The sequence below is a fragment of the Parvibaculum sp. genome, from assembly GCF_049651025.1.
Classification (GTDB): domain Bacteria; phylum Pseudomonadota; class Alphaproteobacteria; order Parvibaculales; family Parvibaculaceae; genus Parvibaculum.
This window is the reverse complement of sequence record NZ_JBASBH010000106.1, coordinates 141,599-165,404: the sequence shown is the minus strand read 5'-3', so window position 1 is coordinate 165,404 and position 23,806 is coordinate 141,599. Positions and strand designations below refer to the sequence as shown.

19 protein-coding genes are annotated in these 23,806 nt (G+C 58.7%); 6 read left to right on the top strand and 13 right to left on the bottom strand.

Translation table 11 applies throughout. The features are described from left to right. Nucleotides 1–34: 34 nt before the first annotated feature. Nucleotides 35–499, bottom strand: coding sequence for a MaoC family dehydratase (locus tag WA943_RS14530; RefSeq protein WP_424470605.1), 465 nt, complete (start codon nucleotides 497–499; stop codon nucleotides 35–37). Nucleotides 500–665: 166 nt separating this feature from the next. Between WA943_RS14530 and WA943_RS14525 the strand changes: the two genes are divergently transcribed. Next, on the top strand, nucleotides 666–2,273 hold the full coding sequence (locus WA943_RS14525; protein ID WP_424470604.1) for a carboxyl transferase domain-containing protein: 1,608 nt from the start codon (nucleotides 666–668) through the stop codon (nucleotides 2,271–2,273). Nucleotides 2,274–2,293: 20 nt separating this feature from the next. Then, on the top strand, nucleotides 2,294–4,309 hold the full coding sequence (locus WA943_RS14520) for an acetyl/propionyl/methylcrotonyl-CoA carboxylase subunit alpha (protein WP_424470610.1): 2,016 nt from the start codon (nucleotides 2,294–2,296) through the stop codon (nucleotides 4,307–4,309). Between the two features lie 60 nt (nucleotides 4,310–4,369). On the opposite strand, the gene WA943_RS14515 is transcribed toward WA943_RS14520, so the two are convergent. The 7 genes from WA943_RS14515 to meaB all read right to left on the bottom strand — a co-directional run bounded on the left by WA943_RS14515 (nucleotide 4,370) and on the right by meaB (nucleotide 10,326). Continuing rightward, nucleotides 4,370–5,593 carry a tetratricopeptide repeat protein gene (locus WA943_RS14515; protein WP_424470603.1) on the bottom strand — a complete coding sequence of 408 codons (1,224 nt, stop codon included), beginning with the start codon at nucleotides 5,591–5,593 and terminating at the stop codon, nucleotides 4,370–4,372. 10 nt (nucleotides 5,594–5,603) lie between these two features. After that, complete coding sequence (locus tag WA943_RS14510; protein ID WP_424470609.1) at nucleotides 5,604–6,026, bottom strand: ExbD/TolR family protein; 423 nt, start codon at nucleotides 6,024–6,026, stop codon at nucleotides 5,604–5,606. A gap of 7 nt (nucleotides 6,027–6,033) precedes the next feature. Beyond that, nucleotides 6,034–6,468: an ExbD/TolR family protein gene (locus WA943_RS14505; RefSeq protein ID WP_424470602.1), complete on the bottom strand. Its 435-nt coding sequence runs from the start codon at nucleotides 6,466–6,468 to the stop codon at nucleotides 6,034–6,036. Nucleotides 6,469–6,560: 92 nt separating this feature from the next. Beyond that, nucleotides 6,561–7,556 (bottom strand): MotA/TolQ/ExbB proton channel family protein, encoded by a 996-nt coding sequence (locus tag WA943_RS14500; RefSeq protein WP_424470601.1) that lies wholly within the window; start codon nucleotides 7,554–7,556, stop codon nucleotides 6,561–6,563. 82 nt (nucleotides 7,557–7,638) lie between these two features. Next, entirely contained in the window at nucleotides 7,639–8,295 is a 657-nt protein-coding gene (locus WA943_RS14495) for an energy transducer TonB (RefSeq protein ID WP_424470600.1), read from the bottom strand. Nucleotides 8,296–8,802: 507 nt separating this feature from the next. Beyond that, nucleotides 8,803–9,102 (bottom strand): 50S ribosomal protein L28, encoded by a 300-nt coding sequence (gene rpmB, locus WA943_RS14490; RefSeq protein ID WP_424470599.1) that lies wholly within the window; start codon nucleotides 9,100–9,102, stop codon nucleotides 8,803–8,805. A gap of 216 nt (nucleotides 9,103–9,318) precedes the next feature. Continuing rightward, on the bottom strand, nucleotides 9,319–10,326 hold the full coding sequence (gene meaB / locus WA943_RS14485) for a methylmalonyl Co-A mutase-associated GTPase MeaB (RefSeq protein ID WP_424470598.1): 1,008 nt from the start codon (nucleotides 10,324–10,326) through the stop codon (nucleotides 9,319–9,321). Between the two features lie 152 nt (nucleotides 10,327–10,478). On the opposite strand from meaB, the gene WA943_RS14480 reads away from it, so the two are divergent. Then, the gene (locus WA943_RS14480; protein WP_424470597.1) at nucleotides 10,479–11,399 is read left to right on the top strand and encodes a DUF3108 domain-containing protein; all 921 of its coding nucleotides are present in this window, start codon (nucleotides 10,479–10,481) and stop codon (nucleotides 11,397–11,399) included. Nucleotides 11,400–11,444: 45 nt separating this feature from the next. Here the strand turns inward: WA943_RS14480 and scpA are convergent, their stop codons facing one another. Further along, entirely contained in the window at nucleotides 11,445–13,601 is a 2,157-nt protein-coding gene (scpA, locus tag WA943_RS14475) for a methylmalonyl-CoA mutase (protein ID WP_424470608.1), read from the bottom strand. A 173-nt stretch (nucleotides 13,602–13,774) separates the two neighbouring features. After that, nucleotides 13,775–14,905, bottom strand: a complete 1,131-nt coding sequence (locus WA943_RS14470) for an aromatic ring-hydroxylating oxygenase subunit alpha (RefSeq protein ID WP_424470596.1) — start codon at nucleotides 14,903–14,905, stop codon at nucleotides 13,775–13,777. A gap of 91 nt (nucleotides 14,906–14,996) precedes the next feature. Here WA943_RS14470 and WA943_RS14465 point away from each other — a divergent pair, with 91 nt between their 5' ends. The 3 genes from WA943_RS14465 (at nucleotide 14,997) to WA943_RS14455 (ending at nucleotide 19,006) form a co-directional block, all read left to right on the top strand. After that, complete coding sequence (locus WA943_RS14465) at nucleotides 14,997–15,680, top strand: TetR/AcrR family transcriptional regulator (protein WP_424470595.1); 684 nt, start codon at nucleotides 14,997–14,999, stop codon at nucleotides 15,678–15,680. A 169-nt stretch (nucleotides 15,681–15,849) separates the two neighbouring features. Then, nucleotides 15,850–16,545 (top strand): hypothetical protein, encoded by a 696-nt coding sequence (locus WA943_RS14460; protein ID WP_424470594.1) that lies wholly within the window; start codon nucleotides 15,850–15,852, stop codon nucleotides 16,543–16,545. Between the two features lie 145 nt (nucleotides 16,546–16,690). Further along, nucleotides 16,691–19,006 (top strand): PAS domain-containing sensor histidine kinase, encoded by a 2,316-nt coding sequence (locus tag WA943_RS14455; RefSeq protein ID WP_424470593.1) that lies wholly within the window; start codon nucleotides 16,691–16,693, stop codon nucleotides 19,004–19,006. Nucleotides 19,007–19,057: 51 nt separating this feature from the next. On the opposite strand, the gene WA943_RS14450 is transcribed toward WA943_RS14455, so the two are convergent. The 3 genes from WA943_RS14450 to WA943_RS14440 all read right to left on the bottom strand — a co-directional run bounded on the left by WA943_RS14450 (nucleotide 19,058) and on the right by WA943_RS14440 (nucleotide 23,724). After that, nucleotides 19,058–20,350, bottom strand: a complete 1,293-nt coding sequence (locus WA943_RS14450; protein WP_424470592.1) for an acyl-CoA dehydrogenase family protein — start codon at nucleotides 20,348–20,350, stop codon at nucleotides 19,058–19,060. A gap of 320 nt (nucleotides 20,351–20,670) precedes the next feature. After that, nucleotides 20,671–22,023 carry a DUF1329 domain-containing protein gene (locus tag WA943_RS14445; protein ID WP_424470591.1) on the bottom strand — a complete coding sequence of 451 codons (1,353 nt, stop codon included), beginning with the start codon at nucleotides 22,021–22,023 and terminating at the stop codon, nucleotides 20,671–20,673. Between the two features lie 39 nt (nucleotides 22,024–22,062). Further along, nucleotides 22,063–23,724, bottom strand: a complete 1,662-nt coding sequence (locus tag WA943_RS14440; protein WP_424470590.1) for a DUF1302 domain-containing protein — start codon at nucleotides 23,722–23,724, stop codon at nucleotides 22,063–22,065. Nucleotides 23,725–23,806 lie beyond the last annotated feature (82 nt).

Here is a 23,806-nt window from a genome sequence, read left to right as displayed (position 1 = left end):
ATGTAGGCGCGCGCCCTCGACAGCGCTAGCCGCATCAGGCGGACGGGTAGTTGATCGAAATAGTCTCCGCAGCCATTGCGGGCCTGTCGCTGCCCTCAATTTCGATCGTACATGCACAAACAAAGCGTACACCGTCACCATCCACAGGATCGGCGGCGATCAAGCGTTGATGAATCCGTATCCGGGCTCCTGCCTTGACCGGCGAGATGAAGCGGACCTTGTTCAACCCATAATTAAGACCCCGCCCCTTGTTCCTGACGGTCAGCAACGGACCTGCTAGCGTCGGCAACAGCGAGAGCGTTAGAAAGCCGTGCGCGATGGTCTTTCCGTCAGGCATCTCCCTGGCCGCTCTCTCCCTGTCCACATGAATCCATTGATGGTCGCCCGTCACAGCAGCGAAAGCGTCGATCATTGTCTGGTCGACATCTATCCACCGGCTCGTGCCGAGCTCTTCACCAACATGGGCAATCAGGTCTCGAGGGTTCTCGACTTCAAGCATCAAATATCTCCATAGCAGCGAGTTTCGTGAGCGAAAGCATCGCTCATTGGGCCCAATAACGTACCTAGTATTTTCGAAATTTAAAACTGCATAGTGAAATTTATATTGACCAATTTCCCCGACGCGTCCATCTTCGGTTTTCAACATCGGGTGGAAAACAATCCCCATGAACGTCCTGAAAACGAGCGTCGATGTACGCTCCGCATCGTTCAAGGCCAATGCCGAGGCGATGTCCCGGCTTGTTTCGGATCTCAATACGAAGACCGCGGAAGCATCCATCGGCGGCGACGCACATTCGCGCGAACGCCACATCGCCCGTGGCAAACTGTTGCCGCGCGAGCGCGTCGAACGCCTTCTCGATCCGGGCTCTCCCTTTCTGGAGCTAAGTCCTCTCGCAGCCAATGGGATGTACGGCAGTGCCATTCACGGCGCTGCCATCATCACCGGCATCGGGCGCGTCGCAGGCCGCGAATGCGTTATCGTATGCAATGAATCGACGATAAAAGGCGGCACTTACTATCCACTCACCGTCAAGAAGCACGTCCGCGCGCAAGAGATTGCACGGGAGAACCGCCTGCCTTGCATCTACCTAGTAGATTCAGGCGGCGCCAACCTGCCCAACCAGGCCGAGCTTTATCCCGACCGGGAGCATTTCGGACGCATCTTTTACAATCAGGCCACTCTCTCGGAAATCGGCATCCCGCAGATTGCGGTCGTTATGGGTTCCTGTACAGCAGGCGGAGCCTATATGCCCGCCATGTCGGACGAGACCGTGATCGTACGTAATCAGGGTACGGTCTTTCTCGGCGGTCCGCCGCTCGTCAAGGCTGCGACAGGCGAAGTGGTGAGCGCGGAAGACCTCGGCGGCGCCGATCTGCACGCCCGCAAGAGCGGTGTAGTCGATCACTACGCCCAGAACGATGTGCATGCGCTCTCTATCGCGCGACAGATTATTGACACGCTGCATACACGCAAGACGCCGAATATCGAAACGCGTCCGTCCATGCAGCCGCTCTACGACACCTCGGAACTGGATGGCATCATCCCGGCAGATCCACGCGTTCAGTATGACGTGCGAGAGGTCATCGCACGTCTTGTCGATGGATCAGTCTTCAACGAGTTCAAGCAGCTATACGGGCAAACGATCGTGTGCGGCTTCGCGCACATTCACGGCTATCCCGTAGGCATCCTCGGCAACAATGGCGTGCTCTTTTCAGAATCGGCAGTCAAGGCGGCGCATTTCATCGAGCTTTGCTGCCAGCGGAAAATTCCGCTCCTCTTCCTGCAAAATATCTCCGGCTTCATGGTCGGCAAGAAATACGAGGAAGATGGCATCGCCAAGCACGGCGCAAAAATGGTGACGGCGGTTGCCTGCGCGAAAGTGCCCAAATTCACCGTTGTCATTGGCGGCGCTTACGGAGCAGGCAATTACAGCATGTGCGGCAGGGCTTTCGGTCCGCGCTTCGTCTTTCTCTGGCCCAATGCGCGCATATCGGTGATGGGCGGCGATCAAGCCGCGAACGTTCTGGCCACGGTCAAGCGAGACGCTTTCGATGCGCGAGGCGAGAGCTGGAGCGCAGAAGACGAAGAAGCGTTCAAGTCTCCCGTCCGCGCTCAATACGACACCGAAGGCCACCCCTACTATTCCACAGCGAGACTCTGGGACGATGGCATCGTCGCGCCCCGCGATACGCGCCGACTGCTCGGCCTGTGCCTCTCAACCTCGCTCAACGTCCCGATACCTGAAACACGCTTTGGCGTTTTCCGTATGTGAAGGCCCGAATGTCCGACCGCATGATCTCTTCCCTTCTTGTCGCCAACCGTGGCGAAATCGCATGCCGCGTTATCCGCGCAGCGCAGAAACTTGGCATTCGTACTGTCGCTGTCTTTTCCGATGCCGACCAGAATGCCGCCCACGTTCAACTTGCCGATAGCGCAATTCGTATAGGGCCTGCGGAACCGAAGGAAAGCTACCTGCGGGGTGACCTCATTATCGCTGCCGCGAAATCTGCCGGCGCGGATGCCATTCATCCGGGCTATGGTTTTCTCTCCGAGAACGCAGATTTCGCTGAAGCCTGCGAGGCGGCAGACATCATATTCGTCGGACCGCCGCCCACTGCCATTCGCGCAATGGGGCTCAAAGGTGCCGCCAAGACAATCATGGAAAAGGCCGGCGTTCCTGTCGTGCCCGGCTACCACGGCCCAAATCAAGACGCGGACTTTCTCACAAACGAAGCACAACGCATCGGCTTTCCGGTTCTCATCAAGGCCGTCGCAGGTGGCGGTGGCAAGGGAATGCGGCGGGTGGATAGCGCCGACACCTTTGCTGAGGCTCTGGCCAGCGCGCAACGCGAAGCCGCCAATGCCTTTGGCAATGATCGCGTGCTGATCGAAAAATATGTCCTGCAGCCGCGCCACATAGAAATTCAAGTTTTTACAGACGCGCATGGCAATGCTGTTCACCTGCATGAGCGCGATTGCTCGATCCAGCGCCGCCATCAGAAGGTGCTCGAAGAGGCTCCGGCCTGCGGCATGTCGCCGGAAATGCGTGCGCTCATGGGCCGGGCAGCCGTCGCCGCGGCGCAGGCGGTTGGCTATCGGGGTGCCGGAACGGTCGAGTTTATCGCCGATGCATCTCAAGGACTGCGGCCGGATAGCTTCTTCTTCATGGAAATGAATACGCGTCTGCAGGTGGAGCACCCCGTGACAGAAATGATCACAGGGCAGGATCTCGTTGCCTGGCAGCTCGAAGTGGCGGCAGGTGGCCGTCTACCGCTTTCGCAAAACGAGATTCCTCTCAACGGCCATGCCATAGAGGTACGGCTCTGCGCGGAAGACCCTGAAAACAATTTCCTGCCCGCGATCGGACAACTGGCGCGCTATGTCACGCCGGAAAATGACACGCATACACGCGTTGATACGGGCGTTCGCGAGGGAGATTGGGTTACGCAGCACTATGATTCGATGATCGCAAAGCTGATCGTCTGGGACAGCTCGAGATCGGGCGCCATTCGTCGTTTGCGGAGCGCTCTTGGAAAAGTGCGTATTGCGGGCGTCCAGACCAATCTGGACTTGCTTCGCGATATTGCAGCCAATTCCGCCTTCGTGGCGGGCGACGTCGACACAGCCTTCATTGAGCGCCATAGCGACACCCTGCTGCCTGAACACCGCGCCACGCCTGATGGCGTATTCGCAATTGCGGCGCTCGATCGGTTGTTACCGAAAACAGGAGCGACGCCCCCACCCGCCACTGATGATCTTTGGTCGCCCTGGCATGCAAATGACGGCTGGCGGCTCGGTTCGGTGCGCCAGCATCACTTGCTGTCTTTCGCAACGTCGGAAGGGGTCATCACGGTCGAGGCCGCCTACAGCGGCACGCCTGATCACCCAACATATAGTCTCACACTCCCGGGCAGCAGCATGATCGTCTCGGCCCGGCGTGAGGGCGAGCACGAGATCGTTTCGTTGACCCCGCGCGGAAGACTAAGCGCAAGCGTACACCGCACTGACAGCCATCTGCTGATCATGACGGAGGAGCGCACCTACAAGCTCGGTTACGTCGATGGGAATGGCGGAGAAAATGCCGATGAGAATGCGACGGGCGACATCACTGCCGCCATGCCCGGCCGCATCATCAGCGTCACGGTTAAAGTCGGTACGCCCGTTCGCCGCGGTGAAACGCTCGTCGTTCTTGAAGCCATGAAGATGGAACAGAACATACTCGCGCCGGCAGACGCTATCGTCGAATCCATTCTCGTGGATGTTGGAGATCAGGTCACAGCAGGCACACGGCTCGTCACGCTGACCTGAAAAAAAAGAAGAGACCGCCGAAGCGATCTCTTCTGTAACTCCACAATAGCGGGCGCGCAATCACTTCGCCGCGAGTCGCCATATCTCTGCTAGTGGTGCGACTTTCCTGTCTTTGATCGAAGAGAATGCTGCGCGAGCTTCCGCTTTGCTGCCTTGTGCCAACAGCGCCTGGCCAAGATGCAATCGTGTGAGGCCAGCGTCCTGGTAACCCGCATCCCGCAACACGTCGGTATAAAGCGCAATAGCTTCTTTATGCTTGCCATAGGAAGCATAAGCTTCGCCCAATGCCGCCTTGGCTTTCGTATTGGCCGCACTCGACGGCAAGGAGGCTTTGTCCTGCGTCGCTTGCGTCCGTGCCATATTGAGCAGGCGTTGTTCGCGCCCCTTGTTTGCCCCGCCAAGAATTTTACTGTCGAAACCGCGCTCCATTACCGTTTGTGCCTCTCCCGGCAATCCAAGCTGAATGGCCATCTGCGCCATCTCGACATAGTCGGCAGGATCCTGCAAAGCGCCGGTGACAAGCTTTAGACGATAAACTTCCAGCGACATGCGATCGGACCGGCCCACGGCCGAAGCCGTCATGTTCAAAAGGTCGTTCCAATAGGCACGTGAAGGATAATGCTCGACAAGGGCCGTCAACGCCTCTCGGCTTGCCGCATTGTCTTTCTGCTTGAAAGTACTCGCCATCCAAAGCTTCAGGAGATCTTCCGCAGGCTTCCGATTGCCGGCACGCGCCGAAGCAACGAGCTTGCGGGCCGAATTTGAGGCGTTTGCATAATCGTTCTGTAGATAATAGGCCTGCACAACCAACACCTGCAGCCCTGCATCCGCGCCAACTTCTTTCTCATATTGTTGCGCGAAACTGATTGCCTTGTCGTAATTTTTCACTTGATAGTTGAGTTGGACGATCGTCTTCAGTCGCTGTGCGCGTTCCTTTGCCGGAACGAGACCTGTACCCCAGGCGACCTCCGCCGACTTTACTGCCCCGGCATAATTCTTTGTCCGGACGTAGAGAAACGTCAGAAAATCGTTCACGACAAAGGTTTCATAAGCCGTCTTGCCGGAAACGGCGTCTGCCTCTTTCACTTTGACAAGCGCGTCGGCAAATTTCTCTTTCCTGGAAAGATCTTGCCCCTCTTTCAACGGCTTGCCGACCTTAGCGCCGATCGACGGGGCAGCTTGCGCCTCGGAGGTCCAGAGCATCACGCCCGATGGCGTCACCGAAAACGTCGATATGATTGCAAGGCCACTGGACACCAGTAACGTCTTCAATGACAGGCGCATAACTCTTCCCTTAGTCCATATACTGTTCGTTACCGACAAAACCTATACGCGTGACACCGAGGCGCTGCGCGGATGCAAGCACGCGGGCGACATAGTCATATTTCACCAGCCGATTTGGCTTCAGATGGATCTCCGGCTGCGGGTCCGCGCGCGCTGCACCACGCAAGTATTCATCGAGAAGCCCAGTGTTCGGAACCGCATTTCCGTTCCAGAACACAGTCCCGTCAAAGTCAACTTCCAGATCGACCACTTCCGGCTTCTCCGTCGGTTGAACAGCAACGGAATCGCGCGGCATTTCGAGTTTTACCGAATGCGTCTGAACTGGAATAGTGATGATGAGCATAATAATGAGCACCAGCATGACGTCGATCAACGGCGTCGTATTGATGTCCATCATCACGTCATCTTCGCGAGAGCCGCCGCCGACATTCATTGCCACGTTAGTGCTCCTGATTTCCGCCGTGATCGGGCTCAGTGATGAAAGCAACCTTCATGATGCCGCCGCGTTGGCAATTGACGATCACACGCCCGACGAATTCGAACCTCGCATTCTTGTCGCCCCTGACGTGGATTTCCGGCTGGGGCTCCTTGACGGCAACCTGCTTGATCCTGTCAAGCAATGCTTGATTGTCGGCCATGCGCTCATTGTTCCAGAACACCTGGCCCGCCGCGTCGACCGCTACCACGATGTTTTCAGGCTTGGTGACGTTGGCAATGTTGGAAGCTCTTGGCAGGTCCAGTGGCACGGTCTGGATCGCCACGGGAATTGTCAGTAGAAAGATGATCAGCAACACCAGCATCACGTCGACGAGCGGTGTCGTGTTGATCGTGGAAAGAACTTCGTCTTCCTCACCACCAGCGGATCCTAAGTTCATAGCCATGGTCTTGCTTTCTCAACTGCCATCCGGGGACAGGAAGGAGACGAAAGGCTTTCGGCCTCTTCCCGTCTTCTGGATTCGAGGGAACCTTATCGACCGGCAACCGCGCGCTTCTGCACGTCTCCAGATCCGCTCTGCAAGATCTGCAGCAGCACGTCATAAGAGAAACGGCGCAGCGCTTCGAGCGCCGCCTTGTTGCGGCGGACAAGCCAGTTGTAACCAAGCACCGCCGGCACAGCGACGGCGAGACCGATAGCCGTCATGATCAAAGCCTCGCCGACCGGACCAGCAACCTTATCGATGGACGCCTGCCCTGCGACGCCAATTGCGATCAGCGCATGATAGATGCCCCAGACAGTGCCGAAGAGGCCCACAAACGGCGCAGTTGAACCAACCGTGGCCAGGAATGCCAAACCGTTTTGGAAACGAGAACCGGCAACGTCGAGCGTCCGCGTCAAGGAAGCGTTGGACCACTCAACAAGCGTCACTTCGCCTGCAAGGCCCTTCTCGTATTGTTGGGCCGCGAGAAACCCTTCATCAGCCACTGCACGAAATACGCTTGATTTCGACAGCTTCTCGACACCGGCCTGAATTCCGCCTGCCGCGGCTATTTTCTTGGAGACGCTCCGTGCCTCAGCCATCAGCGCGCGCTGTTCCCAGAGCTTAATCACGATGATGTACCAGCTACCCATGGACATGATCGCCAGGATGATCAGCGTGGTCTTCGACACGAAATCGCCCTGGGCCCAAAGCGCTTTCAAACCATAAGGATTTTCGATTGCGTCAGCGGCACTTTCCGTCATGGGACCTTCAGAAGAAGTCTCAGTCGGGCTCGACATCGAATCCATATTCTGTGCGGCATCCGGGGAGGGAGGTTGGGATGCGACATCGCCCACAACGCCGTCTGCAGGCGATGTTACGCCATCAGTTACAAATGGTTGCGAGGCCGGATTGGAGGGAACCGGCGAAGATGAATTGGTTGTAGATGATGCGTCGCCCGACTGAGCAAGCAGCGGAAGACTGATGAACATGATACTGGCAGCAATGGCCGCAAGCATTACAGGCTTAGCGAAAACGTTTTTCATTTTGGGCATTCCTCTCGCACATATCTTTTCTGCTACCGGAGTTTCGTGGTCCGCCTTCATTGCGGTTCTGAGGCAATGCCACCTAGTCCGTTAATCGGAATCTCACGGAGAACTTGTGCCAGGCTGCAACGGCACGTCCGTTTTCTTTCGCCGGCAGAAAACGCCAGCTCAGCTCTGCTTCTCGAACAGCGGCCTTGTCGAGCTTGGGAAAGCCGCTCGATGTCTCGACGCGCGCTTCCTGTACGCGACCGCGTTCGTTCACATAGAGAAGGAGCAGCACCACTCCCTCTTCACCCGCACGACGAGACGATGGCGGATATTCGGGTTGACGGTTTTTGTGCCGCGGATCGGATTGCGGTGGCACAACATTGGATACCGGCGCCTTCGTCTGAACCTGAGTGATCGCCGTCGCTGGCGCAGCCGCCTGAGGCAGATTGATCGTCACCTCCGGCGGCGGAACAAACGGCGGCGGCGGAACATCGAGCGCGGGCGGTGGGGGCGGCGGCGGAACATCGTCCGGTGTATCGGGCGTCTCGATGATCGATGCTTCGATCGGCCCCTTGACGACATTGACGACAGTCTGCGCAAGGCCATTTGCCAGCGCATAAATCAGCGCCACATGGAAAATGGCAACTGCGACGAAGCCAATTGCGCGACGGGAAACTATCCGAGATTCGACGTAAGACATCGCAGTGAATCGAACCCCAAAAACGAGAGCTCTACCAAGCTCGTTGACCACTATCGCAATCGGCGACTCCCTTTACGGGCTCGCGCGTCATGACGACACTCGTTGCAAATCCAATTTCAGGGGTTCTGGCGATCGAGCCGTCTGTCTTCGAGCATGCATTTCTGCATCCTCTTGATCACGCCCCCCGTTTGCAGGATTTGGTATTGCATGGATTCCGAGAGCCTGTCAATAAATGAAATGTAATTTCGCATAGCGAAATTTAAAGGCGGTTACGCCTGCCTATGGAAAATACTCGGCCCCATATTCATCCAGCACTAACCGGCCTTTCGCATGAAAGACGTCGGGGTAATAAGAGATTCTGGAATCTGATATGCAACGCCGCCAGCATTACTCACTCGCTCGCTCGGCAGCGAACTCCGCTCACTGGCGCGAGGATAAATGCGCAGGCGATCGTCTGATCGGCTGCACATACGAGACTACACGGGAGCAGAAAGCAAAACGGGCTGCCTCGAAAGGCAGCCCGTTTTAAGCATTAACGAAATTTCGTGCAGTGCGCGATTACGCAGCAGCCTGAACGGCGGCTTTCGCCTTTTCGATGCTGGTGCGGAGCTTCAGCGCGCGCGCCGAGAGGTCTTCCTTGCGAACCTTCAGGATGAAGGTGTCGAGACCGCCATTGTGCTCAACCGAGCGGAGCGCATGGGCAGTAATGCGCAGCGAAACCTGACGACCCAGCGCATCGCTGATGAGCGTCACTTCGCAAAGGTTCGGCAGGAACCGGCGCCGCGTCTTGCGGTTCGCGTGGCTCACATTGTTGCCGGACATCACGGCCTTGCCGGTCAGTTCACAACGGCGCGACATGAGCTATTCCTTGCAGTTCACGGTGGGGCGGCCCGGCAGGAGATTTCCCGGGGGCAAACCCGATTCCGTAAGGTTTCGAGAATGTGGTTACAGCGCGGCGAAATGGGCGCGCCATTGAGCGGGCACGTATAAAAGGCCCACCGGGGACAGTCAAGAGGCGGGAACCGCATGAGGCTCAAAAGGCACTAAAAACCTGATGATTCGGCCCGAAATACCTTAATCCTTGCCCTTATCCGTGCCGAAAACCAGCTCCAGCACCCGCCGCGCAGCAACCGTCGGCGTCATGGTTCCGGCATGGACCTGCGCCTCAAGCACCGGAATGAGGTGCGCTGCGTCCTTGTTCTGCTTCAGGGAGGCAAAAAGCCCCTCGCGAATCTCGGTCCACATCCAGGCCGCCGCCTGATCGGCGCGTTGCCGCGCGAGTTCTCCCGGACCTGACATTGCTTCGCGATGCGCCTTGACCGCCGCCCAGATTTCGGCAATGCCTTCATTCTTCAGGGCCGATGCCAGCAGAACCTCTGGCCGCCAATGGGAGGTCTTGGGCCGCATCAGATGCAGCGCCGACTTGTATTCCATCGCCGCGCGCTTGGCCGCCGGAATGAGATCGCCATCAGCCTTGTTGACGATGACGAGATCGGCCAGCTCCATGATGCCGCGCTTGATGCCCTGCAACTCGTCGCCGCCGCCGGGAGACAGCAGCAGCAGGAACATATCGACCATGTCGGCAACGGCCGTTTCCGATTGGCCTACGCCGACGGTTTCGATCAGCACCACGTCAAAGCCTGCCGCTTCGGTCAGCAGCATTGCCTCACGCGTCCGCCGCGCAACGCCGCCAAGCGTGCCGCCGGATGGCGAGGGACGGATGAATGCGTTGGGATCGCGTGCCAGCAATTCCATGCGTGTTTTGTCGCCAAGGATCGAGCCGCCCGTTCGAGTTGACGAAGGATCGATGGCGAGCACCGCAACCTTGTGGCCGCGCGCTGTCAGAAACATGCCGAAAGCTTCGATGAAGGTCGACTTGCCGACGCCCGGCGTGCCCGAAAGCCCAAGCCGCACTGCCTTGCCCGTATCCGGCAGAAGCAAGGTCAGCATGGCTTGCGCAGCTTCCTGATGATCGGCGCGCGAAGATTCGACAAGTGTTATGCCCCGCGCCAAAGCCGTTCGCTCGCCCGCGCGAATACGGGCCGCCAACGCCGCCGGATCGACAATGCCCCTATCCGCCACCTTGTTCTCCGCTTCCCCCGGGGGTTTTCATGCTGGTCTCAACCATAACAAGTTGCATACTGTCTTGCCCCCGGCCCGTCCAGAGCTGACGCCAGAGGGAACCGGCAAAGCCTCCCAGCGTTCAGCTTCTGTTCAGCCGGGCATAGCCAAACTTGAAGCATATCATCGACCATTCCGAGGAAGGGCCGACCATGATGCGCGAAATCGGACGAAAAAACGGATTGCCGCTGGCGGGCCTCGCGCTCGCCACACTGCTTGCTGTCACACCGGCACAATCTGCTGAACACATAAAAGCCGATGCCGCCATCGCCACACCGACTGACGTCGCCGCCAGCTTCACCATCTATGTCGGCGGACTTCTGTTCATCAGCGGCAATTTCGAAGCCGTCATGGATGACGACAACTATCGCCTTGCCGCGACGATGGGCACAGCAGGCACGACACGCACTTTCTATCCTGCCGATTACAAGCTTTCGAGCGAAGGCCGCCTGACGCAGGAGCACGTGCAGCCGCATCACTATGTTTCCGACACGCAGGCCGAAAGAAAAACGCGCAAGATAACGATGTCCTATAGCCGGGACGGCATGCCGCGCCTCACGGCCGAACCACCCTACAATCCGGGCGATCTCGATGATGTGATGCCATCGCTCCAGCAGAATACGCTCGACCCGATCAGCGCCTTCATCATGCCGGTGGTCGCGGGAGAAAATCCCTGCGATCGCACGATCCCCGTTTTTGACGGCAAGCGGCGTTACGATCTGAAGCTTGCCTATGAAGGCGAAAAGCAGATGACACCGCGCGGGCTCGCAAAACCCGTGACGGCGATTGTCTGCACGATCCGTTATGTCGCCGTGGCACCGATCGAACGACGCAAGTTCACCGACATGCTGCGCCGGAACGATGACATGAAAGTCTGGCTCGCGCCCTTCGACGGCGGTCGCGTCTATATGCCGGTACGCTTCCAGCTCAGAACACCGCTTGGCGGCGCAGTAATGGAGCTGACGCAAGTGAAGGAGCGTCTCGCGACCCGCGAGCCCGCCCCAAACGCAAAAACAAAAACGGCGATGAAATAAAGCGGCAAGCTCCTGATGGAGCTTGCCGCAAGACACATGTGCGACTTAGGCCTTGTTGCGGCTTCTTTCGCGGATAAGCGTCAGGATTTCCGATGCAGCGGCGGGGATATTCGTGCCGGGGCCAAAAATGGCGGCTGCGCCTGATTTCTTCAGGAACTCATAATCCTGCTGCGGAATGACACCGCCGCAAATGATGAGGATATCGCCCGCGCCTTCTTTCTTCAACGCTTCGGCCAGCGTCGGCACCAGCGTCTTGTGGCCGGCTGCAAGGCTCGAAATGCCGATGACATGCACGTCGTTTTCAATAGCGTCGCGCGCGGCTTCTTCCGGCGTCTGGAAAAGCGGACCGACGTCAACGTCGAAGCCGAGATCGGCAAAAGCGGTCGCGATGACTTTCGCGCCGCGATCATGCCCGTCCTGCCCCATCTTGACGACGAGCATGCGCGGACGGCGGCCTTCGGCCTCGGCAAATTCCTCGATCTCTTTCTGGATCTGCATGAAGCCCGCGTCTCCTTCATAAGCCTGACCGTAAACGCCCGAGATGGATTTGATCTCGGCACGGTGGCGGCCAAAAACCTCTTCCATCGCGTCGGAAATCTCGCCGACGCTGGCACGCGCCCGCGCTGCATCGACAGCAAGCGCCAGCACGTTGCCGTTGCCGCGCGCGCCCTCCGTCAGTGCCTTCAGCGCCGCCGTGCATTTGGTCTCGTCGCGCGTCGCGCGCATCTTCTGCAACCGTGCAATCTGGCTTGCGCGCACTTCCGCATTGTCGATATCGCGGATATCGATCGGATCTTCCTTCACCGGCTTGTATTTATTGACACCGACGATGACTTCCTGACCGCGATCGATGCGTGCCTGCTTGCGCGCCGCAGCTTCCTCGATCTTGAGCTTAGGCATGCCGGTGGCGACCGCCTTGGTCATGCCGCCAAGCTCTTCGACCTCTTCGATGATCTTCCAGGCCTCTTCGGCCAGCGCATGCGTCAGGCTCTCGATGTAATAGGAGCCTCCAAGCGGATCGATGACGTTGGTGATGCCCGTCTCATGCTGAATGACGAGCTGCGTGTTGCGCGCGATGCGAGCCGAAAACTCCGTCGGCAGCGCGATGGCTTCATCAAGCGCATTGGTATGCAGCGACTGCGTGCCGCCGAGAACGGCGGCCAGTGCCTCGATGGTGGTGCGGATGACGTTGTTGTAGGGATCCTGCTCAGTCAGCGAAACGCCGGAGGTCTGGCAATGCGTGCGCAGCATCAGCGACTTGCTATCCTTCGCGCCGAACTCCGTCATGATGCGCGACCAGAGCAGGCGCGCGGCACGCAGCTTCGCCACTTCCATGAAGAAGTTCATGCCGATGGCAAAGAAGAAGGAAAGACGCGGCGCGAACTCGTCAACGTCGAGACCCGCCTTCAGCGCCGCGCGCACATATTCGCGCCCGTCGGCAAGCGTGAAGGCGAGCTCCTGAAGCTGCGTCGCACCCGCTTCCTGCATGTGGTAGCCGGAGATGGAGATCGTGTTGAACTTCGGCATATGCTTGGAGCAATAGCCGATGATGTCCGCGATGATCCGCATCGAAGGCTCGGGCGGATAGATATAGGTGTTGCGGACCATGAACTCTTTCAGAATGTCATTCTGAATGGTGCCCGCAAGCTTGTCCTGGGAAACGCCCTGCTCTTCCGCCGCGACGATATAGTTGGCAAGGATCGGAACGACCGCGCCGTTCATCGTCATCGAGACGGACATTTCATCGAGCGGGATCTGGTCGAAGAGGATCTTCATATCCTCGACGCTATCGATCGCCACGCCTGCCTTGCCGACATCGCCGACGACGCGCGGATGATCGCTGTCATAACCGCGATGGGTAGCGAGATCGAAGGCGACGGAGAGGCCCTTCTGGCCCGCCGCGAGATTGCGGCGATAAAAAGCATTGGACTCTTCAGCGGTCGAGAAGCCCGCATACTGGCGGATGGTCCAGGGACGACCGGCATACATGGTGGTCTGCGGCCCGCGCGTAAAAGGCAGAAAACCCGGCAGCGTATTCGCGTCATAACCTTCCGAAGCGAGGCGCTCCAGATCTTCCGCCGTATAGAGCGGCTTCACGTCGATGCCTTCGGGCGTGTGCCAGACAAGCGAGGAAACGCCTGCGCCCTTGGTCTGCTTCTCGACCGATGCTTCCCAGTCTTTAACGGTCTTCTTGCCGGCCATAGTCTTCACTTTCACCCGAATTTCCGCAGACGCGACCTTAACATGGGCGGATTGCGCCTCCCAAAGGCCGAGCGTCACAAGTGCGGTCCAAAATCGCGCGGAGTATCGGAGAAGAGTTGGCGAGGGTCAAACGCCAGAATGGGCCTGCCCACAAACTACAAAATGCCGTTGCGTCAAGCTGCGAGCCGTCGTGCGAGATAGCGCACAAACTCGGCGATAGGCCGCTCCAGCGGCGAAAGCGGGCCAGAAGCTGCATCGGCCATGGAGAGGCCTTGCTGCACCCCAAGACAGCCCACCTTGTCCTCTTCGAGAATGCCTACAAGCATGGCCCGGTCGCCCGCCACCATTTCTTCAAGATTGGGCGCATCGAAATAGGCCGCCGGATTCAATTGCCCAGCGCGAACCCGCACGCGGTCGACAGACAGAGGTTCGAAGCTGAACCAGATGGTGCTCGGGCCGGCAAGGACCAGTGTCAGCGAGGGGTAGATGCCGCAAATGAAGAAATGGGACATGGCCCCATCGTCGAGCGTGACGCCTTCGACTTCACGATAGCGAAAATCGGGGATGCTTGGCACGACATGAAAATTGAAAGCTTCGTCGCCCTTGCCTGGCTGAGTGGTGAGCCCCGGCCAGATCGGATCGAGCGAATGCTGGTGAAAACCGATGTGGTGATAGCTCTCACAGGCATTCTCAAAAGCAACTTTCCAGTTGGTGTCCCAGACGTCTTCGACCGAGAAAGCCGATCGCCAGTCGCCAATGTCATATTTGTCGATCATTACCGAAAGCGGCGCGAGCGCGGCACCAAGCGGGGCTGCATCGGCGCTGAGCGTCACAAAGATGAAGCCCTGCCAGATTTCCATTCTGAATTCAGGCAGCGCGCAATTTTCGCGCTTGAAAGCCGGATTGCCTTCCATCGTGGGCGCGGCGCGTAGCCTGCCATCAAGCTCATAGGTCCAGCGATGATAAGGGCATGAAAACACGCCGCTATGGCCGGAGCCTTCCGACGCGACCAGCGCACCGCGATGGCGACAGACGCGGCTCAACACCTTGATGCTGCCATCCTTTTGCCTGACCGCCATCACAGCAGCGCCTGGCAGATCGGCGGCAAGATAGTCGCCCGGCTCGGAAATGTCGCAAGCCCGCCCGATATGGATCCAATCACGCCCGAAAATCTCCCGCTGCTCCAGTTCATAGATAGCCGGGTCGCGATAGCAGCGCGGCGGCAGCGAAACAGCCTCATCGATCCCAAGCGAAGCGGCGTGGCGCAATTGATCGAGAGCGGATGAGCGGTCGCCTTGCGCCATGATGGCCTCCCCTTGGGCGTAAATGCGCAGCGAGCCTCGTCAAATCTCCATATTGTGTCAATACCTATCATCTGATAGAAATTATTTCACCATGACGCAAACGCTCGAAATCCGACCGGACAACCCTCACCGCAAGGCCGGGCGTCCGCGCGCGAACGGCGTCAAGGCGAGTACCGCAACGCGCCATGACATTCTGAATGCAGCCGCCGCCCTCTTCGTCGCCCGGGGCTTTGCGGGCACCTCGACACAGGCCATTGCCGCCGCCGCAGGGCTGCGCCAGCCGACCCTTTTCCATTATTTCAAGACCAAGGACGCGATCCTCGACGCGCTATTCATGCTCGCTCTTGCCGAGCCGCTCGCCATCTTTAAACGCATTGAGGCCTTGCCCGGCGCGGCGCCTGCGCGCCTCTATGCCGCCATCCATGCCGATACCCTGTCGCTCTCCAACACTGCCAACAACGTCAAGGCGGTCTTCTTGCTGCCCGAGCTCGGCCATCCCCGCTTTGCGCAAGCTCGAGCTGCCCGCGAACGCCTTATCGAAACCTTTGCGCGGCTGATTGCCGAAGGCATCGCAAGCGGCGACTTCCGCCCCGGCGATCCGGCCCGTCTTGCACGCCTCGTGATGAGCCTCGACGAAGCGCCTGTTGCGCTGGCGGCAGGCGAAGCGCCCGCACAAGCCCGCATGGTCGCCGATTTCGCACTCTCGGCGCTTCTGATCGCACCGGAACGCCTCGGCGCCATTCGCGACGAGGCGCTCGCGCTGATGTCGGAATAAGGGGACAGGTATCAAGTTCACTTGCGATTACGACCAAATGCCAACACCATGGCGCAGCATTGCAATGCGAGGGGGCACCTCGCACCAAACGACGGACATCACCGGCACAACCGTTGGTCTAAAACCGGGGAACCTGCCTGCCGCCATGCCGAGGGGAAGAATAAATTCAATGACCACCGCAAGCCGCCCATATGTCCGCCTTATGGCGACCATGTCGCTCCTCATCGCCGCCGCAGTCCTTCTCACGGCCTGCAATGCCGGCGGCGGCCGCAAGCGCGACGCCGATGGCAATCTGATGCCGACCGCCCGCGAACTCGATCCGGCGGGTACCCTCTATTCGGATACGGTGGAAGAAGCCGAAAAAGGCAATTGCACGCCTGAAAGCATTTCCGTGCTGACCTGCTTTGCCTATCGCGGCCACGGCTATGAAGGCGCCATGGCGACACTCGGCCAATGCTTCATTCGTAACGGCAAGGCCGAAGACGGGGTGACCTGGCTCGCCCGCGCTGCCAATGGCGGCTGGCCGGACGCGCAAAAGGCTCTCGCGCGCATTTACCTTGAAGGCAAAAACGCGCCGCAGAACAAGATCGAGGCTGGTGCCTGGGCAAATCTATACACAAAAAACCCGTCCCTGCTTTCGCTGGGCGTGCAGCCGGACATGTCCGTTTCCCAGAAAATGCGCGACGAACTGACCGCGGAAGAACGAAGCGAAGCGCGCCGCCGGTCCGATGCCTGGTCCCCTGCTTATTGGCAGCCCTCAGACAAGCTCGACGCCGAAACCGCCGCCACCTGCCGCGTCCGGACGAAAAAGCTCTACAAGAAAAAGACCATCGACCTCATCCCCAGCCCGGATGACAACTTCTAAAGACCCCTCTCCCCTTCAGGGAATATTTACCCCGCCAGACCAAAATGGGCACTTCAAACGCCCATGCGCGTGAGCTCGGGACCCGGCTGATCGTCTGCAAACGACGTATCACGCAGGAAAGCACGGCTGGCGGGGGGAGAGCCGGATGACGGTCGACGCGAGGCGACAGGACGAGATCGGCCTCGATCTTCTCAGATCGGTGGTGCGGAGCTATCGCGCCCTGCCGCTTCTTTACCCTGCCGTCACCGCCGCCTTCGCATTCTTTCTGGAAAGCCCCCACAGCCCGGCACTGACCCTTGTCTGGTGGCTCACCGGCGCGGCGCTGCAGGTCGAATACGCGTTCTTCCAGAGCCGGCTTCTTTCCCACGCCACAGAAGACGCACAAGGCTGGACCACGGCGGCCGCCATCCGCTACGCGCTGATGAACATTGTCTGGATCGGCATGATTCCACTTTTCTGGGTGCCGGGCGCCGACATCCAGAATCTCGGTATAATTCTCATACAGATCGTTCACGTCATCGCTGCGTCAACGACAGCAGCCTTTCGCCGCTCGATATTCTACGCCTGCACCGGCCCCACAGCGATTGCCGCCATCATCGGCTGCATCTTCGCCGGCACGCCGACATTCGAAGCTTTGGGACTGGGCTTTGCGGTGACGTACCTCTATCTCATCCGCACAGCCCGTCAGGCGCGCCTCAGCGCCGAAGACGCACAAGCGTTGCGTTTTCATAACGCGGATCTCATTGCCGACCTTGCCGCCGCGCGCGACATTTCTGAAGCCGCGCGTCAACGTGCCGAAGATGCAAATGCTGAAATCAGCCGCCGCGAGGAGAGATTCCGCGCCCTCGTCGAAAACGCCTTTGACGCCATCCTCGTCACGGATGGCGACGGCATCATCAACTACGCCTCACCTTCCGTGCGAACGATCGGCTACAGCCCCCAGGACATGATCGGCCGCTCGGCACTCTCCTTCCTGCAAGACGCAGAAGTCGACCGGGTGGTGCAGAGTTTGAACGCACGGGGCGCCGTCGCACTTGCGGGCGAAAATCTCGAATTCCATACCAAGCGGGCCGATGGGAAGCTTCATTGGTACGAGGCGTCAGTGACGGATTTGCGCCACGACCCGAACGTCTCAGGCTATGTGCTCAACCTGCGCGACATCACCGAGCGCAAACGCGGGCAGATGGAACTGATGAGCCAGTTCCGCGTGCTTGAGGCGCTCGCCGCCGATGCTTCACTTGAAGAAGTGATGATGCTGGTGGCAAAAAGCGCCGAGGAAGCCAATCCGTCCGCCAGCGTCGCCGTCTATCTGACCGATGAAGAGCGTCGCCTCACGGTCTGCGCCTCACCGAGCTTCCCCTCATCCTTCCGCGAAGCTGTCGAGTCTTTTTGGGAAGCAAACAAGAACAGCGCCTTTGGAAAGGCCATCTCCGGCACGACTCAGCGGCTCGTCATCACCGATCTGCTGGCTGAAGAGAATGGCCAGGAGGTCAAGGACTTCGCGCAGGCTTACGGCGTGCGCGCGTTCTGGCTGCAGAATATTCTGTCAGCCAATGACAAAGGCGGGATCGGTGGGATCGGGGTTTATCTCAAAGACCCGCGCGGACCCAGCGCCTGGGAATCGGCCTATCTGCTCGGCACGGCACGCCTTGCCTCCATCGCCATCAATCGCCGCCTCGCCGAACAGGAACTGCGCGAGGCGATGCGGACGGCAGAAATGGCAAACCGCGCCAAGACAAAATTCCTCGCCAATATGAGCCACGAGCTGCGGACGCCGCTAAACGCAATCATTGGCTTTTCGGAAATCATGCGCGATGAGCTTTTCGGTCCCATGTCGTCGCCCCGCTACACCGACTATGCCAAGGACATCAACGATAGCGGTGCACATTTGTTGAATGTGATCGACGACATTCTGGACATATCCAAGATCGAGGCCGGACGCTATCCGCTCGAAGAGCAGGATATGGACCTTGCCGAGGTCATGCGCTGGTCGATCGAGATTGTGCGACCGCGCACAACGGAAAAAGAGCAAATAGTAATGCTCTCGACCGAAGCCGATCTTCCCTTCGTTCATGCGGATGTGCGCGCAATCCGTCAGATCATGCTGAATCTTCTATCCAATGCGGCGAAATTCACGCCGCATCATGGGCGTATCGACATCGCCGCACGCATCGCGCCTGACGGCGAACTTGAACTCTCGGTCAGCGATACGGGTATCGGCATTCCTGCGGACAAGCTCGGCGAGGTGCTGGAGCCCTTCGGTCAGGTCGACGATACGAGCGCGCGCCAGAACGGCGGCACCGGTCTCGGCCTCTCGATCACCAAGGCGCTGGTCGAACTTCACGACGGCACGTTCCGCATCGACAGCATACTTGGCCAGGGAACAACGGCGACATTGATCCTGCCCGTCTCCCGGTTGCGCTATTCGTCCCGCGCACAAAAAAGAGCCGCCGGCGACTGACGTGCGGCGGCTCTCCTGATCATTTGATATCAATCATCAACGCCGCGCGTTTTACTCCGCCGCCTTCACGGGACGATTTGCGCCCATGAAGCCGAAGAGATGGCCGCCGACTTTACGCATCTGTATCTCTTCCGAACCTTCGGTGATGCGATAGCGCCGATGATGGCGATAAATGTGCTCGAACGGCTTGTGGCGTGAATAGCCCATGCCGCCATGCACCTGCATTGCGAGATCCGCCGCCTGACAGACAAGCCGGTTTGCGCGGTAGTTGCACATCGAAACCTTGTCGGAGAGGTACTTCGCGACATCGGGCTTCGACATCTGATCCATCTGCCACGCCGTCTTGTAGACGAGGTTGCGGATCATCTCGCATTCCGTATGCGCTTCGACGAGCGGAAACTGGATCGCCTGATTGGATGCCAGCGGCTTGCCGAAGGGCTTGCGGTGCTTTGCATAGATCACGCTCTGATCGATGCAATATTGCGCTGCGCCGACGCCGGATGCCGCCTGACGGATGCGGTTTTCATGCACGAAATGCTGTGCGAGTTCGAGACCGCGCTCCGGATCACCGAGATATTCGCCATCCGGCACCCAGACATTGGTGAAGGAAACGCGCGGATGGTCCGTCGGCATGTTGAAGGTCCAGAGATACTCCTCGATCTTCACGCCGGGCGTATCGACGGGCACGATGAAGCAGGTGATGCCGAGCGCGTCGCCATCCTTGCCGCTGGTGCGCGCGAACACGAAGTCATGCGTCGCAACATGCATGCCCGTGTTCCACATCTTCTGGCCGTTGATGAGCCAGCCATCGACGCCGTCGCGCTTTTCGCGACGCGCCTTCGTTTCCATCCATGTCGCATCGGAACCGTGATCGGGCTCGGTCAGGCCGAATGCGACGCGCACCGAACCGTCAAGCGAGCCCGGAATGAACTTCTTCTTCTGCGCATCCGTGCCGAAGTCGCGGAACATCAGCACCGTCGGGAAATTGCCGACGATCGAAGTTTCGTTCTGCAGGTCGTTGTGAAGGCCGAGGCCCTTGGCGGCCAGATGCTCGCGGATGACGGCCATGGCGAGGTTACTGCCATCCTGCCCGCCATATTCCTTCGGCAAACCGAAGCGCAGATGACCTGCCTTGTCGGCAAGCTTGCGCATCTGCCCGAGCAGCGCTTCCCAGTCGTGACGCGGCAAGCCCTGATTGTCCCAATCGGTACGGGCATGTTCACGGCGATGGTCGAAGAAACGCTCATTGTCGTCCTTCGCCTGAAGCGGCTTGATCTCTTTATCGATGAAGAGGTCGAGCACCTTCAGATAGTCCTGGATGTCTTTCGGAATATCGAAATCCATAAACTGGTCTCCCCTATGTCGCATTTTCTTGAATGACGATGGCGACACTATAGACCGTGGTCCAGCAGGCGAAAGCACCATGATGCTTGCCCCTGCGTTAACGCCTTGTCTGCCTGGGCGCTTGCCGAACCACCACATTTAGCCGTGAACGAAGCCCGAAAACGAGGCGGTCATCGATTCGGACTTGGTTCGTTCGTTTAATATTCCATTCCGCCGGGAAGCGACGTTAACGCCTGCCCCGCCGACACGAGCACAAAAAAAGGCCGCAACATTTCTGTTGCGGCCTGAGTGTCACTGCCTGAGTTCAGCCAGCGGGAGGATTAGCGTTTGCCGAGCCGGCGAAGCGAATCCGGCTGGAACATGTCGTTCGTCACGACATCTTCAGCCCGGTAATTCTCCTTCTTCGGATCAACGACGAGATTGTCGGCAATGTAACGATTGGCATTGAGGTCGTAGTAGAAATCCGCCGCCGTTACGCAGGCCGGAAGTTCCGGCGCAACGAAGAGATGATTTTCTTCCACGCGCCACAACTCGCCCTTGCCGTCATAGAGATCGGCAGCAACAGCAGTCCATGTGTCTTCATCGAGATAGAAGATTCGCTTGGCAAAGAGGTTGCGCTGCGAGGCCTTCACAGTTGCCTCGACGACCCAGACGCGATGCAGCTCGTAACGCGTCAGATCGCGGTTGGGATAGTTCTTCTGAACGATGTCGCTGATCTTGACGCCCGCCTGCTTGAACTTCGCGGCGTTATAGGCGACGTACATTTCCTTCTTGCCGACAAGCTTCCAGTCGTAACGGTCGCCCTGACCGTTGAACATGAAAGTCTGGTCGAAAGTGCGCAGATTGTCCTGACCGGGAACGGGGTTGTCGTAAACCGCCTGCGGCGCTTTTTTCACACGGCGAAGACCCGGAATATAGACCCAGGATTCATTGCCCGCGTTGAAGGCGGACACTGTCAGCAACACGCTACCGACTGCGGATACAGGCTCAAGCTGGCTGTAGACGAGCTTGCCCATATAGCCGCGCGTATCCGCAAACGACGTGATCTTGGGGTCGAAATGCGGGCTGTAGATGCGCATTTCGCCAACATTGAGAACGTAATTCCCGCTGCCCTGAACAACCGCCATGCTGCTCGTCTGTTCAACCGCGGTGCCCTGATAGGCGGTGCGATGATTGATCATCGCTTCCCAGCCCGTCTTTGGCAGCGGAAAGAAGAACCCGCCGTAGCCAGACAGGATCGTGCCGTCTTCGGCGAGCTTGGCTTCGGCGACATTCGCCTTCGTGCGGTCATAGATGCGCTGCGAATAACCACAGCTCCGACGCGACGGATAAACGTCCATCCGGTAGCCGGGGTACTTCGTTATTAAGGCGATCTGCCCGTCTGACAATTCGCCCTTGTATTGATCGACATTCGACGCATCGATGGTGAACAGCTTTGCGTCGCTTGCGTAAGGATCGACGCGCGCGCTTCCACGCGTCCAACCGGCGACCGGCTCCACTATGCCGCCCTTCCATTCCGGAATGGTGCCGGCAGCATTGCCCGCACGTTCCGCACCGATCGGCGTCAGGCTTTTACCAAGATCATCGACGGTGGCGGCAATAGCTGTGGACATCGGAGCGAGACACACGCTCAGCACGGCCGATGCGACAGCAAGCTTTTTCAGATATGACATTCAATTGTCTCCTCGTTCAATTTCTGAACAGGCAAGCGGTCAAAACGAATAGGATGCGGTGAGGGTGACGTAGTCGCGGTCCGAGTCACGCCTGTAGGTCCCACCGCCCTTGTTGTTGGTGTAGTTGATGGCCGCTGTGAGCGTGTCGCGATAGACGCCGGTCACGCCGACCGTCAGGCCGCGATGGCCCTGCACATAAGAGGCGGCGCTGCCGCGATCCATCGAAACGCCGTTCACGTCATAAACAAGGCTGAAGCCCGGCTTGAGCGTGATTTCGGTGCCGAATGCGTTTGTGTAGGTCGCGGTGGTCGCAAGATTGACGCCCCATGCGAACATGTCGCCGTCGACGCCGAGAGGCTTTCGCCCGCTGTAATTGACGGCACCGACTTCACCGATGAGGTCGATAGTGTCGGCACCGATCCAGCCCGGCACTTGACCGATATAGTCCATCGACGGCCCGACGGTGACCGCGGCATTCGCGATCGCATTCCAACGGTCGGCGCGCGCGACGCCGAGAACGGTCGTGGGAGCGAAGATGATCGCGGGCATGACGGCATCCGCCAGCATCACAGGATAGTCAGGCTGATAGGCGACTTCCGCCCCGACGGCGACCGGGCCGACAGGCAGGCTGAGGCTCGCACCATAGAGATCAATGTTTTCCGGGAAATAGCCGAAATAGCCCGCCGCCACCCAGGGCGCTGCCGGAAGCAGGACCGACTGGCCGGAGATATAAGGCGTCTTGGAGTGATAGCGCAGATAGAAGGCGCTGAGTTCCGCGGAAAGCGGCTCGATATAGTAACGCGCTGCGAGGCCGAACTGCCCCTGATCCTTCGGGCCGACATCATTGAGCTTCGGAATGCCGAGACTGAACGCGATCAACTGCTGCGCCGTCAAGCCTGAGCCGCCGGGATCTGCGGCAAAGAACAGGCCTTGCGCGCCCGGTCCCGTCAGATCGTCAGTGCTGAAGAACGAGCCGGTCGGCACCAACTGCGTGCGACGCCACTGAAACTGATAATAGGCTTCAAGGCTGACGCCCTCGACCACGCCGAGATTGGCGTAGATCATTGGCGAAGGTAGATAGGCCTCGCGAATATTGGTGCCCGGCGTTACCACGCGCCCAACATCAAGCGCATTGGTCTGCGAAATGCCACCAATGCGGAAAAGCGCTTCGCCCCAGTTGATGACCTGATTGCCGAGACGCACCGAGATAGGTGAATTGCCGACTTCGAAGTCGCCGAAGACATAGGCGTCATAAAGGCTGATGCCGCGTCCGATGCTATGACGAGCGCTTTGCGACAACGGTGTACGGCGCGTGCTGCTCGCATCATTGTTGATTGCATCGTAGAAGTAGCTGAAGCGCGTGAACGCGCCGTAGTTCTGCCAGCGCAGATCAACTTCGTGCATCATGCGAACCGATGCCGAAAAAACGTCGCCGCGACGGTAATTGAGATTGCCGTCGTCAAAATTCTCCCCGCCAATCTCGTTTCCGCCGTTGGTCGTACCGATAAAATTCGCATCCGGATTAACCGTGCGTATGCCGACGCCTGCCGATGCAGTGGAATTAAATTTGACGATGACGTCACCGCCCAGATCCCACTCCACTGCCATCGCAGGCGCAAAGCTCGATGCCAGCAACATTGCACCGCCCAGCAAAGCCGAGGCGCAGCAATGCCGTCGCAATGCTTCTCGATATTCCTTCATGTACCTTCTCCCCATTGAGCTTTCTGATAGTCCATGAGGTGGCGCTGCTCACTCGGCACCTCTCTTCGTCAGATGAGCGGAG